The organism is Catenovulum sp. 2E275 (assembly GCF_025515275.1).
Lineage (GTDB): Bacteria > Pseudomonadota > Gammaproteobacteria > Enterobacterales > Alteromonadaceae > Catenovulum.
Window position 1 is genome coordinate 62,802 of sequence record NZ_JAOPFU010000012.1, and the last position, 15,885, is coordinate 78,686.

10 protein-coding genes and 1 pseudogene are annotated in these 15,885 nt (G+C 41.3%); 8 read left to right on the plus strand and 3 right to left on the minus strand.

The window, feature by feature from the left end; translation table 11 throughout:
• Positions 1–153 precede the first annotated feature (153 nt).
• From N7931_RS08270 to aldA, 8 genes are all read left to right on the plus strand, one after another.
• Complete coding sequence (locus tag N7931_RS08270) at positions 154–948, plus strand: IclR family transcriptional regulator (protein WP_262793309.1); 795 nt, start codon at positions 154–156, stop codon at positions 946–948.
• 320 nt (positions 949–1,268) lie between these two features.
• Positions 1,269–3,623, plus strand: a complete 2,355-nt coding sequence (locus N7931_RS08275; protein ID WP_262793310.1) for a glycoside hydrolase family 2 protein — start codon at positions 1,269–1,271, stop codon at positions 3,621–3,623.
• An 83-nt stretch (positions 3,624–3,706) separates the two neighbouring features.
• Positions 3,707–4,075: a cupin domain-containing protein gene (locus tag N7931_RS08280; RefSeq protein ID WP_262793312.1), complete on the plus strand. Its 369-nt coding sequence runs from the start codon at positions 3,707–3,709 to the stop codon at positions 4,073–4,075.
• A gap of 14 nt (positions 4,076–4,089) precedes the next feature.
• Positions 4,090–5,226: an extracellular solute-binding protein gene (locus N7931_RS08285; RefSeq protein WP_262793313.1), complete on the plus strand. Its 1,137-nt coding sequence runs from the start codon at positions 4,090–4,092 to the stop codon at positions 5,224–5,226.
• A 2-nt stretch (positions 5,227–5,228) separates the two neighbouring features.
• A complete protein-coding gene (locus tag N7931_RS08290) occupies positions 5,229–6,398 on the plus strand; it encodes a CaiB/BaiF CoA transferase family protein (RefSeq protein WP_262793314.1) in 1,170 nt (389 codons plus the stop codon).
• Positions 6,395–7,555, plus strand: coding sequence for a CaiB/BaiF CoA transferase family protein (locus tag N7931_RS08295; RefSeq protein ID WP_262793315.1), 1,161 nt, complete (start codon positions 6,395–6,397; stop codon positions 7,553–7,555). Before N7931_RS08290 ends, N7931_RS08295 begins: the two co-directional genes overlap by 4 nt.
• Positions 7,552–8,328: an enoyl-CoA hydratase/isomerase family protein gene (locus N7931_RS08300; protein WP_262793317.1), complete on the plus strand. Its 777-nt coding sequence runs from the start codon at positions 7,552–7,554 to the stop codon at positions 8,326–8,328. The genes N7931_RS08295 and N7931_RS08300 overlap by 4 nt, the downstream gene beginning before the upstream one ends.
• An 80-nt stretch (positions 8,329–8,408) precedes the next feature.
• Positions 8,409–9,863 carry an aldehyde dehydrogenase gene (gene aldA, locus N7931_RS08305; RefSeq protein ID WP_262793319.1) on the plus strand — a complete coding sequence of 485 codons (1,455 nt, stop codon included), beginning with the start codon at positions 8,409–8,411 and terminating at the stop codon, positions 9,861–9,863.
• A 402-nt stretch (positions 9,864–10,265) separates the two neighbouring features.
• Here aldA and N7931_RS08310 read toward each other — a convergent pair whose 3' ends face one another.
• From N7931_RS08310 to N7931_RS08320, 3 genes and pseudogenes are all read right to left on the minus strand, one after another.
• Positions 10,266–10,616: a transposase gene (locus N7931_RS08310; RefSeq protein ID WP_410369344.1), complete on the minus strand. Its 351-nt coding sequence runs from the start codon at positions 10,614–10,616 to the stop codon at positions 10,266–10,268.
• A 213-nt stretch (positions 10,617–10,829) separates the two neighbouring features.
• Positions 10,830–11,573 (minus strand): annotated as a pseudogene (locus tag N7931_RS08315) (transposase); the annotation flags it as partial.
• Between the two features lie 316 nt (positions 11,574–11,889).
• Positions 11,890–15,732 (minus strand): FG-GAP-like repeat-containing protein, encoded by a 3,843-nt coding sequence (locus tag N7931_RS08320; protein WP_262793320.1) that lies wholly within the window; start codon positions 15,730–15,732, stop codon positions 11,890–11,892.
• Between the last annotated feature and the right edge of the window lie 153 nt (positions 15,733–15,885).

The window sequence follows — 15,885 nt, forward strand, 5'->3', positions numbered from 1 at the left end:
CTGACACATATTATTTTTAAAAATTTGTAACAAGGTAGCTATGCTGATTTATAGAGAGTTGTTGACTGGCTAAATGTAAGCAGGAATTGGCTCTAAACTTTAAAGCTCCTATGTTAATATAAGCGCAAAATAATATGCTTGAGGGTAACAACTTTGACAACAGTTGAAAGCAAGACTGGTAGTACCAGCAAAACAAATAAGTATGCAGTACCAGCTTTAGACAAAGGTTTGGATATTTTAGAATACTTAGTTAGCCAAGAGCTACCAAGATCACAGGCAGAAATAGCCTTAGGTGTTGGGCGTAATCCCAATGAAATTTACCGGGTCTTGGTTGGACTAGAAGCGCGCGGATATTTAGTACGTGACGAATTGTCAGGCCGCTATCAACTGTCGTTAAAGTTGTATAATTTGTCGCGCTCCATTTCCCCAATTGATCAATTGCGCCAAGTTGCATTACCACAAATGGAAGACTTAGCTGTGCGTATTGGACAATCTTGTTATTTGAGCATGCTTTATCAAAGCCAAACTATGGTCATTATCCAAGCACGCAGTCAAGTACCTGTGTCAGTTAACATAGCTGAAGGTTCATTATTTCCAACTATGACAACAACTTCAGGTAAAGTATTGTTGGCCAATAGTAATGATGAAGTACGCGATATGATTTTACAGCGTGAAAAAGGCTTTTCTAAACTGACTAAATCAAACCAAAATAGCTTATTTGCAGAATTAAATAGTATTCGCGCACAAGGTTATTTGTTGGCTGATAACTCAATTACTGATGGTATTTGTGACGTCGCTGTATTAATAGGTGAGCCAGAAGGCAAAGTGGTTGCGGCGTTGGCTGTGTCAGTATTAAAAAATAAAACATATCAAGCAAGCAGTATGCTTGATATAAAACATGAATTATTAGTGACAGCGGACAAAATTGCTAAACAGCTGGGTTATTAATTTATAAAACCGTTAGTTGGCAAGTCTAAATTTAAGTGGCTTGCTGCTAATTTGTTTGAGATTTCCAATCCCCCAAAAAACGCTACCGACTCAAACTGGCTGCCATCGCCTCTCCCCAAAAACATTCGCATACTCATATGGTTAAATTAATTATTAATAATTAATTTCGACCTTAAATTTTGTCTTGTCGAAAATTATTTTTCCTTTTTTATTTTATTTATATATGAATGATTAATTTATTTTTAAATTAAACCTTGAAAGGTAACCTTAATTGTGATTTAAATATAAATGGTGAATTCATATAAAAATAAGGGTTGCAGGTGAATAGACAAATATTAGATTTAAGTGGTTGCCGTTGGCAGATGGAACGTATGCGTCCGGGGCAGGGGGTAATCGAAGGTTTACATTTATTACCGGCTGAGTATCAGGGTACGCACTTTAGCTGGAATTTTGCGACCGTTCCGGGTGATGTATACACAGATTTACACCGCGCTAATGAAATTGATGATCCTTATTTTGGTCGCAATATGCATAAAGCCAAATGGGCGGCTGAATACGAATTCTGGTATAGCCGTCGTTTTGCGGTTGACCCAACAATGAAAGGCAAAAAAATCCGTATCGTATTTGAAGGTGTGGATTACAGTTGTGACGTTTGGTTAAACGGCACCCATCTTGGTCGTCACGAAGGCATGTTCTCTGAGTTTGAATTTGATATTAGCGATGTAGTCAGTTTTGAAGACTGGCGCGACGGGTCAAACATGTTAATGGTTAAGCTCGATCCGCCACCTAAAAACTACCGTAACTGTGGTGGTAAAAAAGTTAATTTTTCCGGCGATTATTTCTCAGGTTTAGTCCCGTTTGGTATCTGGCGTCCGGTGAAAGTGGTGGCAACTGAAATGGTTCGAGTTGAGAGCATTCGTACCGATGTCACCGTAGAGTCAGACGACAAAGCTGTGCTCGATTATCAGGTCACTGTGGTTAACCATAGCAATGAAGAACAGCAAGTTGATTTAGTTGCCCACCTCACCGGTAAAAATTGTGAAACACATGAATTTGTTAAACAAATGACAGTGTGTGTTCCGCCGGGTATACATGAATACAGAGAGCAAATTAAAGTTAAACACGCCAAATTATGGTGGCCGTGGGATATGGGTGAGCAAAACCTGTATGAACTCACGCTGACTGTGCAAAAAGAAGACACTGAACTAGATAGTTTCAGCGAAACGATTGGTTTACGTCAGGTTACTATGTTGCATAGCCGTGAAGACACAGAGTTTCCGTGGACATTTGTGATTAATGGTAAACGCCATTTCTTACGTTCTGCCTGTTGGGGTGGTCAGCCATCTTTCTTATATGGTCGTAACAGTCTGAAAAAATACGAAGACAGGTTAGCTATGGTGAAAGAAGCCAATATCAACAACCTGCGAATTTTCGGCTGGCATCCACCAGAAATTCCGGATTTTTACCGAATTTGTGATGAGCTCGGGATTACGGTTTGGACTAACTTTACTCTGGCTACTCAAGCTTATCCGGAAGATCAGGCATTTATCGATGGTGTTTTACATGAGTGTATTGAAACCGTTAAACAACGCCGTAACCATGCATCCAACATTTTCTGGATGGGCGGGGAAGAAGTATTTTTTTCGGGGGCACATGAGCGCAGTGGTAACAAAAAATTAATGGAAGTAATTGGAGATGCCGTTGCTGAATATACCCATGTACCTTATGGCTTAGCCTCACCATTAAGTTCGGAATCTGCACAAAATATGGGCTTTGGCGCGTATGAGTCTATGCATGCTAATGAGCACTATTATCAGGGAGGCGCCGAGTTTATGGAGGAATATTATCCGGCTTTAGATTGCGCGATTATTCCTGAATTAACAGCGGCTTCTGCCCCTAATATTGATAGTTTAAAAAAGTTTATTCCCCAAGATGAGTTATGGCCTATGGGTCCGAGCTGGGCGTATCACTGGGCGGACATCGACATTCTGAAAAACTTAAACTTTGAAGTATTTAACGATTACAAATTAGGTTCACTTGAAGAGTTTGTTGAAGCCACTCAAATAGTACAGGGCACAGTGATTCAGTTTGCATTAGAAACCTATCGTCGTCGTAAAGACCGTATGGGTGGGGTTGCGCTTTGTCACTTTATGACTCACGTACCGGATATTAAATGGGGTGTAATTGATTATTACGGAGAGAAAAAACTGTCATTTGACTGGTTAAAACGTACTTATGCACCGCTGCTACCTAGTTTACATTTTGAAAAACGCCGTTGGGATGCGGGTTCTAAGTTCAGCGCTGACCTTTGGGTATTAAATGATTACCACAAAGCATTTTCAAATCTAACCCTGGAATGGAAGGTGATTTACGATGGTTTCCAAACCGAAGTGGCTGGCAGCCAAACGGTTGATGTTGCCAGTGATGATGCGAAAAACTATGTCACGATTAACTGGGATGTGCCAGCTAATGCCAAAGGCACGTTTGAAATTGCGGTATGCCTGAAAGATGAAAACGGCGAAACCATTTCAGACAACCACTACACCTTATTAGTGGGTAGTCAGCAGGCTGCAAAAGCACAGAGTTTAAAATTCCTCGCAGAAGCCGAGGAGCGTTTAGCTAAGTGCGGACACAGTATTTATCGTTTCTTCCCTGAAATGTGGGAAATGGAATAAGTTTTTATGCTCGGGTTCGGGACTGCAGACCTGTTCCCTGCAGTTTCGAATTCTGAGCATATTTAAAAATATCAGGAGCTCGCATGTCAAAGTTAATCAAAATGACCGAACAACAAGGCGCCAGTTTTCTCGCTACTGAAACCGGACCCAAATTTGAAGCTCTGGAGCATCAGGGATGGAACGGCGCGACAATTGAAGAATCAGGCGTGTTTGTATTTATGTTTGATATTGAAAAAGACGCAGTTGAATTTCCACTTCATGCATCTGACCAAGTCTGGATGGGATATGTGGTATCCGGATCAGGCACTTTATATGCGGGCTGCGCTAACGAAGAAAAAACCGGGCAAGTTCATTATCAGGCCGGTGATTTTATTTCGTTTGCGGCCAATACACTACACGGCTGGGAAAACGACTGCCAGCCAAGCAAATTAATGTTTATCAGACAAGCATAAAGCAGGTTTACATCATGGTTAAAATTTTAAAAGGCATTACCTGGAACCACAGCCGTGGTTACACATCAATGGCAGCAACCGCACAACGTTTTGAAGAACTTAACCCGGATGTTCGCATTATTTGGGAAAAGCGTTCACTGCAAGCCTTTGCTGATGAACCAATCGATCAGTTAGCAAAACGCTACGACATGTTAGTGATTGACCATCCGTGGACTGGTTTTGCGGCGCATACGGGTGTGATTGAAGCATTAAATAAATGGTTACCAGCTGAGTTTTTAGACGATCAGGCAAAAAACAGCGTAGGCCATTCGCACGAAAGTTATTCGTTCAGTGGTCAGCAATGGGCACTGGCAATAGATGCGGCAACACCGGTTGCGTCAATTCGTCCAGACATGTTAGATGGCATGCCACAAACTTGGGCAGAACTGATGGACTTAGCCAAACAAGGCAAAGTGGCTGTGCCTTCTATTCCGCAAGACACCTTAATGAACTTCTACATGTTATGTTCAACTTTAGGTGAAGACGTTTGTTTACAGGACGATGTGGTTGTCAGCGAAGCAATTGGTCTGCAATCTTTACAAATGTTGCGCGAATTATCGGTTAATTTAAACCGTGCCTGTTTTGATATGAATCCAATTCAGGTTTATGAAGCTATGACTCAAACTGATAAGTTTGCTTATTGTCCATTTGCTTATGGTTATTCAAACTATGCCCGTTATAACTTCGCGCGAAAATTATTACAGTTTGGCGATATGGTTACTTTAGAAGGTACTGACAGATTACGTACTACATTAGGCGGTACAGGGTTAGCCATTTCAGCGAATTCTGAATACAAAGAAATTTGTGCCCAGTACGCGCAATTTGTTGCCAACCCGCATATGCAAAGCACTTTCTTTGTTGATATGGGCGGTCAGCCGGGTCACAGAACAGCCTGGTTATCAGATTCAGCCAATGCAGTAACGAACAACTATTTCAAAGATACTTTACCGGGTTTAGAGCGCGCATTTTTACGTCCGCGTTATCACGGCCATATGCAGTTTCAGGACAATTCTGGTGCGCCAATTCGTGAATATTTAATGAATGGCGGCGATGAAAAAGCCTTGTTAAACAAGTTAAATGAATTGTACAGACAATCTAAGGCTAAGAGTTAATCATGACGAGTTTGCCATTAGAAGGCATCACTGTACTGGAATTCAGCCAATATTTAGCAGGCCCTTACGCGGGCCTGCGTTTGGCCGATCTGGGCGCAACTGTTATTAAAGTTGAGCGGCCCAATGGCGGTGATGCATGCCGAAGCTTAGCAACAAAAAATTTATGGGCCGATGGTGACAGTGTTTTATTTCATACCATTAACCGTAATAAACGCTCATTTTCCGCTAATTTAAAAGACCCGGTTGATTTAGAAAATGTAAAGCAGCTAATCGCTGAGGCTGATGTAATGACCCACAATTTCCGTCCGGGCATTATGGACAGAATTGGTCTGGATTATGAGAGTGTAAAACAAATTAATCCGACCATAGTTTATGGTGAAGTCAGTGGTTATGGCAACGAAGGTCCGTGGCGCGATAAACCGGGTCAGGATTTATTGGCTCAGTCAGTTTCCGGTTTAACCTGGATGTCGGGCAATCAGCATCAGCCACCAACCCCATTTGGTTTGGCGGTTGCCGATATGATCACAGGTACACATTTTGCGCAGGCGCTGTTAGCGGCACTGGTGCGTAAAAAACGTAAAAATATCGGCGCAAAAGTTGAAGTCAGCCTGCTTGAATCGATTTTAGATTTGCAGTTTGAAGGCTTAACCGCGTTTTTAAATACCGACTGTCAGTTACCTAAACGGACTCGCATAAACAATGCGCACCCTTATTTAGGAGCGCCTTACGGTATTTATCAAACGCGTGACGGTTTTATTGCTTTGTCTATGGGTTCGGTTGGCAAACTTGGTCAAATTCTTGGATGCGACGCGCTTAAAGTCTATAAAGACAAAGAAAGCTTTAAAAAACGCGAACCCATTAAACAGATACTGGCAGAATTTTTAACCTCTGATACCACTGAGCATTGGCTTAGCTTATTGCAACCAGCCGGATACTGGTGTTCAGATGTGCTGGATTATCAGCAGCTGACCGATCATCAAGCTTACAAAGTATTAGAGTTTGAGCAAAAGGTATCGCGTGATAATGGCATAGGGGTTACCACTACTCGTTGTCCAATTCGCATTAATGGTCAGATTCTTAAATCTGAACTGGCTGCGCCACGAATTGGCGAAGCTAACGAGGCACTGGCCAATGGCTTATCTGAGTTTAAAGCGGAGACCTCACAATCATGAATAACAGCGAAATCATGAGTCAAACCGAAATGGTAAAACCGTTAGATGGTTTATTGGTAGTTGATTTTACTCAGTTTTTATCCGGGCCAAGTGCCACATTACGTCTGGCTGATTTAGGCGCTCGCGTGATTAAAGTTGAGCGTCCAGGGGCGGGCGATATTTGCCGTTCAATTTATGCAGTGGAACATCAGGTTGCTGGCAGTTCAGCCTTTTTTCAGGCAATTAACCGCAATAAAGAAAGCATTATACTGGATTTAAAAGCGGCAGAAGGTATAGAAGCGGCAAAAAAACTGATCGCAAAAGCCGATATTTTAACCCATAACTTTCGCCCGCAAGTGATGGCGCGTTTAGGGTTAGATTATCAATCGGTTAAACAAATTAATCCGAACATTGTTTATGCCGAGATTAGTGGTTACGGCAATCAGGGGCCTTGGGCTGATCGTCCGGGTCAGGATTTATTATTACAGTCATTATCGGGTTTAAGCTGGTTAACCGGTGCGCAAAACGATGGTCCTGTGCCTATGGGTGTTGCAGTGGCCGATATTTTTGCCGGCGCTCAGTTAGTGCAAGGCATTTTGGCTGCGTTGGTTAGCGGTCAGGGTATGCAAGTTGAGGTCAGCATGTTAGAAGCTATGCTCGATTTTCAGTTTGAACCACTCACGCTTTATTATCAGGATAAACAGGCAATTGATCGTGGCCTGCAAAACGCAGCCCATTCTTTGGTTGGTGCGCCTTATGGTTTATATAAAACTTCAGATGGCTTCCTTGCTTTGGCAATGGGTGCAATTCCAAAATTAGGTGAGTTGTTAAACTGTGAACCTTTAACTGCTTATACCGATTCTGGCACTTGGTTTGCCAAACGGGATGAAATTAAAAAAATTCTGGCCAATCATTTATCCGGGCAAAAAACTCAATTCTGGCTGGATATTTTAGAGCCTGCCGATATCTGGTGTGCTGAAGTACTGAACTGGCAACAACTGATTGAACATAGCGGTTTTAAAGTACTGAATATGCTGCAAACGGTTGAAGCTGAAGGTGGCGAGTATCAAACCACACGTTGCCCGATACGGCTTGATGGCCAAATTATTCACTCGTCAATCGGCGCGCCCAGTTTAGGCCAGCATACCGCTAACGTATTTCAGGAGTTAGGCTTATGACAGAGTTTGTCTATTTCGAGCAAATCGACGGGGTAGGTTACCTGCGCTTTAACCGCCCAAAAGCCAATGCCTATAATCTCACCTTTATGCAGGATTTTGCCAAAGCAATTGAAGCAGCTAATGTATCCAGTGTTAACGTTGTGATTGTGTGCAGCTCATCGGAAAAATTCTTTTGTGCCGGAGCCGATATTAAAGAATTTGCGCAAAACAACACGGCTGATAACCAGAAAATGGTGGCACAGGCCCGTTTAAATTTAGCGGCGATTGAAGCAAGCGACAAAATATTTATTGCTATGATTGCAGGCCACGCTTTAGGTGGCGGACTTGAAATTGCGCTGGCGTGTGATTTGCGTTTTGCCGCAAACGGCAGTTATTTACTCGGTTTGCCTGAAATTAAACTGGGTTTAATTCCGGGCAATGGCGGCAGCCAGAGATTAACCAAAGTGGTTGGTGCCAGCCGCGCGCTTGAAATTCTTGCAACCGGCGATAATTTTGGCGTTGAACAAGCTTACCGCATTGGCCTGATAAATCGTTTATATCCAGCAGATGAGTTATTAACGAACACGCTCAATTACGCACAAGCTCTGGTTAAAGGGCCGGGACTTGCGATAGCTGCAACCAAAAAAGCAGTTAAACAAGGCGCAGAACTGTCGCTGGCAGATGGCCTGGCACTGGAAAAACAATTATCTGATCAACTTTATGATACTCAGGATGCTAAAGAAGGGTTTAACGCTTTTGTTGAAAAGCGCGAAGCTCAATTTAGTGGTCGATAAAACGATCCCGCTGGTCTGAAAAAATGACTCCAGCAGTTTTAATTTCAGACTCAGCTGGCATAAAAAAGAGGAATAAAAAGATGTCAAATTCAAGCATTACGCATTACCCGTGTTATATCAATGGTGAATGGAAAAACGCAGCCGACGGCAAAGTATTTGAAGTCACTAACCCCGCTAACGATCAAGTTTGGGCGACGGTTCCAGAGCTAACAACAGCCGATACCCAGCTGGCGATTGATACCAGTTTAGTCGCCCAGCCTTTATGGCAAGCATTACCTGCGATTGAACGTGCGCGTTGGTTACACAAACTGGTTGCAGCTTTAAAAGAAAAACGGGATCACTTTGCAAAATTATTGGTTGCGGAGCAGGGCAAAACTTTGCCTGAAGCGTATGGCGAATTTGATGATACCTGTAACTACATTACTTATGCCGCCGAAGCTGCGCGCCGGATTGAAGGCAAAATTTTTCCGTCTGATAATGCGAATGAGCAGCTATGGATCACTAAAGTCCCTTATGGGGTGACTTTAGGTTTATGTGCTTATAACTATCCTCTGGCCTTGATCGGCCGTAAATTAGGCCCGGCATTGGTGACAGGTAATACCATTATTTTAAAAGCACACGAAGCCACACCTGTGACTGCCTCAGAATTTTGTAAAGTGGTTGATGAAATTGGCATGCCAAAAGGCGTGGTGAATTTAGTCAGCGGCACTGGCATTGAAGTTAGCTCTTATTTAGTGACTAATCCAAGTGTGCGTTTAATTTCATTAACTGGCAGTACGCGCGCAGGCCAGGCTATTTATAAATCGGCTTCGCAAAATGTGTCGGGTTTAGTGCTTGAACTGGGCGGTAAAGCGTCATTTATCGTATTAAAAGATGCAGATATCGAAGAGGCGGCGCGCGCTGCGGTTATTTCCCGTTTTGCCAACTGTGGTCAGGTTTGTATTTGTAACGAAATGGTGCTGGTTGAAGAAGAAGTCGCCGATGCTTTTACCCAGAGAGTGATTGAACTGACCAAACAAGTGACTTACGGCGACCCGATGAGCGATGTCAATATGGGGCCAAGTGTAACTAAAGTTGGCATCGACCGAATTGACGAAATGGTTAAAGAAGCGATTGGCAAAGGTGCAAAAGCAGCCGTTGGTGGTAAAAAACCAGCCGGCGATTATTTTAAACAGGGTAACTGGTACGAACCGACTATTTTGACTGACGTAACACCGGATATGGCCGTTGCAAAAGAAGAAATTTTTGGCCCGGTTATGCCCATTATCAAGGTGAAAGATTATCAGCAGGCGCTGGATATCACCAACGACAGGGATGAAGGTTTGTCATCTTATTTATGGACACAAAAAATCGACACCATAATGCATGCTATGAATCACATGCAGGTGGGTACTATTTTTGTAAACAAACAAATTGTGGGTTATGTGCAAGGTTACCACTCAGGCCATAAAGTAAGCGGCACAGGTGGTGAAGACGGCGTTTATGGTATTGAAGAATATTTGCAAAAACGGGTTGTTTATTTAAAACATAACTAAGGTTAGTCGATTGTTTTAAGCATAATTGAGTAATAATTGATAGTATTAGTTATGGTATTGTAAATTATTCAAGCATTATGTATCAGCCCTATGCTTTTAGCTTGAAAGGGACTCTGAATTTAAGCAAATATATCATAGTTTATCAGTTACCGAGTTTGCTTTTAGAAATCTAGTCATTTCAATTTATGATTAAGATAAACAGTAATAAGCTCAAAAAATTGGTTTGAATGAAGAATTAAAACCACTTCAATAGGGGAGTATTAATTGGTAAAAATGGCAGCGGAAGCAGTATTGTAAATATTGTTGATTAGGTTTTAATGCAAAAATTGAGGGCGTTCAAAAATCTGTGTCAGGTAAATACGATTTACACTTGTAAATTGTAAATACTCATTTAACTGCCCATCAAAGTGACAATGCTAAGTTCCAGTTGGCAACTGGCATTGTCCATTTTTCCTGAGCATTCAATATGTCAGCATACAACAGCTTGAGCAAACTATTTTCATTTGGAAACGCGCCTTTGGATTTGGTTAATTTCCTAAATTGGCGATGAACCGTCTCAACCGCATTCGTTGTATAAATGACCTTTCTAATGTTTTCAGGATATTGGAAGTATGTGCTCAACTTATCCCATTTTTTACGCCAAGATTCGATAACAATCGGATATTGAGTACCCCATTTTTGTTCTAATTCATCCAATGCGGCTTCGGCTGCCAGTTTAGTGTTTGCCCGGTAAACCGGCTTTAAATCAGCCATGAAGGTTTTTGTTAATCAACAAAAAGTATCACACTCACAAAAAACCATCATACTAACCATTTAACTTGTTGATCTGATTGCTAGTTAGCATTGCTTCATAGTGAAATGTAGTGAGTTAGTATGATACTTTTAACTGCTATATAAGTGCGATATTAACGGTAAAACAGTGAGTTACCGCACTAAAAGTATGATGCTTTTTTGCAGGTTTACAGTTTTATGGTGTTTAGAGCCTACGTATTTAATCGAGTTTCGAATTTGATGAATAATACACAGCTGAACCTGAGTTTTCGGATAGATAGTTTCAATGGCATCAGGAAAACCGGTGAGTCCATCAGTACAGGAGATTAAAATATCTTTCACACCTCGGTTTTGTAAGTCTGTTGACACAGATAACCAATGATTGGCGCCTTCCGTTTCAGACACATACGGACCGAGTAATTGTTTTTGCCCTTCAACATTTAACCCCAAAATGGTGTAAACGGCTTTGCTGACATGACGGCCTTCATCTTTGACTTTAAAATGAATGGCATCTAGCCAAACAATGGGATAAACCGCATCTAATGGACGAGATTGCCAAGCATTAAGCTGCGATACTAATTGGTCAGTGACAGCGGTAATTGAGGTTTCTGATATTTCTAATCCATATAAATCAGCGACATGCTTGCGGATATCCTGGTAACTTAATCCATTGAACACATGGAGAGAATTTTAAGGTCTATCTTTTCAGATGATTTGGTTTGATTTTTCTTAACCAGTTGAGGTTTTAATTGTTTTGGCAGTTGAGCCATTTTTCCGGTTGGGCTGGGTCTCATTTTCCAAATGTAGTTCTAGTTCGGCTTGCAAAGTGGCTTCTGTCAGTTGTTTGATTAATGGGGTAAGAATGCCATCTTTACCAATTAACGCTTTTCCTGATTGAAGTTGCTTTAATGCTTCATTGAAATCAAATTCTTGAGTCATGTGTTACTCCTGTTTATCTAAATCATAAATTGAAGTGATACAGATTTCTAAACACTACGCAAAAATTAAGGTTTTTGCTGTATTAACTATCAATATGTCCAATTAAATTAGATTCTTGGTTGCTTTAGTGCACTCTCATTGATTGTATATTTGCGCCATTACTATTACCTAACTTGTAGCTACTTTTCCTAAGTAATATTATATTTAGATAAGTTTTATGTTGTTTATTTGTTGATATGAGAAGATATTCACAAATAAAAAGCTAAAAGAATTAAGTATATCTTTTAGCTTTTTATAGTCTGTTAGTCGATATTACTTATTGTTTAGTTACAGTTATATTATCCAAGTAATAATCTAAGGTTAGTGTGCTCGCAAACCCAGGGCTGAATGCTTTAAATCCAACAAAATACTGGCCTTTCGGTAAAGTCGCAGTATGGCTAAGAGTATGCCAACTACCAGAGGTTTTTCGTTGCCACAACTTGTACGCTTCTGAGTTTTCGGGCGCATCTACAGGCCTAAATGAAATCTCAATCACATAGTCGGTCCCCACTGACAAATTATCACCATATACGTCTAGGCTAAGTTGATAATCAGCAGTGTCAGTTACCTCAAATACAATTTTATCGTAAACGAAATGCTGAATACCCGCTTGGTTAAAAGCAAACATAATACTGTTATTGCCGTCTTTTGCTTGCGCGGAACTGACAGATAACTGAGTAGATAGGTCGGTTGCATAACTTTCGTGTTTAAACGCATACCAGTCTGTTACGTCTGCACCTTCACCATCATTATTGCCACAACTCACTAAATTACTTGCATTACAAACAGATGCTGTTGGTTCAGAGCTCGTATCTCCGGCAACAATATTAACTGGCCACACGCCCTTATCTACAACCTCTCCTTCACTATTGCTCATTCTAACCCATAGGAAATAGAAATTGCCGTCAGCTAATTCTGCTGTTGGTGTTACATTTGTTAGCGGAATACTCACTGACGCTTGACCTGAAGTTGTACCAATTATTCTAGCATCGGAGGCAGTATAATCTTTGACCACACTTGACCAATCTGAAGTCATTTCACGTAAAAAGAATTTTGCCCCATCATCCACACCGGCAATTACGCTGTCTCCTGTACCCGCATGATAATCAACTACCACTTCTAAACTTGCCGAGGTCAAAAATTCAGTCGTTTTGTAATAATCTTCATCACTGAATGCAATTGAAGGTGGTGCATAAGTTTCCACATTAATTGTGCTGCTATCTTCAAATCCACCATCAAGTGTTGTCGCGGTAATGATAACTTGGCCATCGGCAATACCACGTACAACACCCTGTTCATCAACAGTCGCTATCGAGTCGTCAGTTGATGTCCAATTGATATCTTTAATATCGGCATTATCAGGTGTAAAACTTGCGGTTAACTTTTGGCTACTGCCAACCAGCACTAAAGTAGATTGTGGCAAAAGTGAAATACCCGACACAGGAATATCAAAATATGGCACTACGTTTACCACAGCCGAACCTGACTGACCATTTGCGGTAGATGTTGCAGTAATAGTCACCCCAGTTCCTTCGGCAACACCCGTTACCACCCCGTTATTGTCAACTGTCGCGAGGTTTTGCTTATCTGATATCCAATTTACATTAGGGTTAGCATTGACTGGCTCAAGCACTAAAGATAAATCAATAGAACGGCCTACTCTTACCTCTGCAGCTTCTGGGGTCAATTTAATGTTATTAGGCTCAGGGAATTCACCATCCGCGCTTTTAAGCAAGGTATTAACCGCCTGATCTTTTAGATAAACAGTTTCACCGTTGCGCCAGCGAATTTCTATCGATTCAATCACACTTGCATCAGCTAAACCAAAATGAATTGTATTTAACAAACTTTGAGAATGAGATTCTCCTGAAGAACCAACTCGCTTGTAGTAAGTACCTAAAGCCGTGGTTACTGTGACTTGTGCTGAAATTGGGTCTATATTTTCAATTGGGCTATAACCCACCTGTACCAGTGTAAATTGATTTGTACCTGCATAGTCATTTTGGAACATATGCCACAAACCGTATTCATCGTCACCACTCAATACATCAACATCACCATCTAAATCAAAATCAAACGCTTGACCTGAATCAGCATGACCAGTCGAGTCCATAGCAGTTGCTTGAACAGATGTGACAATTTCAAAACTGTTTTGGCCAGTGTTTAACAAAATATAGTCGGCTACGCGCTGCTGCAAATATGTATAACGATAAACAAATATGTCGTTAAACGAGTCATTGTTGAAATCTCCATGAGTCACCCCCCAATGATTACCGCCTTGAGGAATATTCCAACTTGCTGGTGCCAACTCAAATTTATCACCTTGATTAATCAACAAGGTATCCTGCATGTTCCTATTGTTAGGTTGCCAGTCTGTTTGTACCGAAGAAATACCCGCCAAACTATACTTAATACTCCAACTTAACTTTTGATCACGGACAATTTCCATTTTCCATTCACCATTGCCGACATGACCAATATAAATACCGTTGCCATCTCGAGTGGTCGGCCAACCTTGTGCTTGTGTTTGGCTAATAGAATTCACTTCATCACGATCGGCAGGTACAAATGCAGTTTTATCAGCGCCAAGGAAAATTTCAAAATCACCTGTGTATCCAGAGGTTCGAATAATACTGGTATCATAATTGATGAGCTTTATGTCGCTATCAGCAGAAAAACTGAACTCAGTTTTTCCAGCAGTGTCGCCCTTATCACTGATGTCCATTTGTTGGCTAGTTGGATTAAAGTCGAGCGATTTATCCGCAACACTATAATAACCTTTACCAGCAGCGACATAGATATCCAAATCACCATCATTATCAAGATCTACATCCGTGGCAGCTATACCACCCCATAAATCACGCACTGATTGTGGTAACCAAGTATCGCTGACATTGGTAAAAGTAAAATCTCCATTACCTTGCCATAAAGACATTGGCGCGATCATCAATATGTCATCTATGCCATCTTTATTAAAATCAGTCACGAGTACACGATCGCTCGATGCATAACCTAACCCGAGTACATCAACAACCTCAAAGGTGCCATCACCTTTGTTACGATAGAAAATATGTTGCGCGCCAGTTTCGCCATTAATTCCAGCAGCATTAAATAAGGCTAGGTCTAAATCTCCGTCCATATCTAAATCTAACCAGCGCGGAGAACGCCCTCGCGCACCAGCGGTAATGCCAACTGCCGTATCACTGCGAACAAGCGTGCCATTATCATTGCGGAAAAATACTGGTGGCGTTGGGTTTGTGCCATTACCACCACCTAGGGTAATAATTAAATCAAGATCACCATCATTATCATAATCACCGGCAGCAGAGCCATGTAAATCCATCAATTTCCATAAAGACAAATCTGTTGAATTTTTTGTTAAGCTGCCATCACCATTGTTCCAATACAGTTTGCTAGGCGAATCGTTATGATTATTTAAGATAAGATCATAGTCACCATCGTTATCCATATCTGCAATAGAAGGGCCACCGTACTTCAAACTAGGATCATCAAACAAACCAATGTCAGCCGAAATATCGGTAAATTTAGGTAGCGCTTTGGCTGTCGCATCCACAACATCAATGTGCTTAACTGTGATATCGGCTGCATTAGCAATAATTTTTATCGCTTTTTCACCAGTACCATCAAACTCAACAATTGCTGTTAGAGAATGCTGACCAGAGCTTGGAATATTTAAACTATCAAGCAAGATTTTACCATCAACTTCGATACTGATATGTGCGTACGCAGCGGCAATAGACAGATCAAATAAAATCGACTTAGTGGCCTGCCCCGAAACCATGTAGCTAGTTTCAAAAGGTTGACCTAATTGTATAACCGTTTCTGTGTCTATTAATTTTGTACTAGGGTTTTCAGGCTCTGGGGTCTCAGGCTCAGGGGTCTCAGGCTCAGGGGTCTCAGGTTCAGGGGTCTCAGGCTCAGGGGTCTCAGGTTCAGGGGTCTCAGGCTCAGGGGTCTCAGGTTCAGGGGTCTCAGGTTCAGGGGTCTCTGGTTCAGGGGTCTCAGGCTCTGGGGTCTCAGGCTGAGGGTTTTCTATATCAGGTAAATCTTCTTTATTATTTGTAGAATCGTTACTACATGCGCTTAATGAAGCTATCATTATGCTCAATAGCAAGGTTTTGAGCTTAAAATTCAAAATCATGATGTTTCCTCTATTTGATTTAAAATAATAATCTTAAATAAACCAATGTGGCTAATTATATGTTACAATAAAACTGTTTAATGTTAACAATTTATTTTTAATAAAACACTT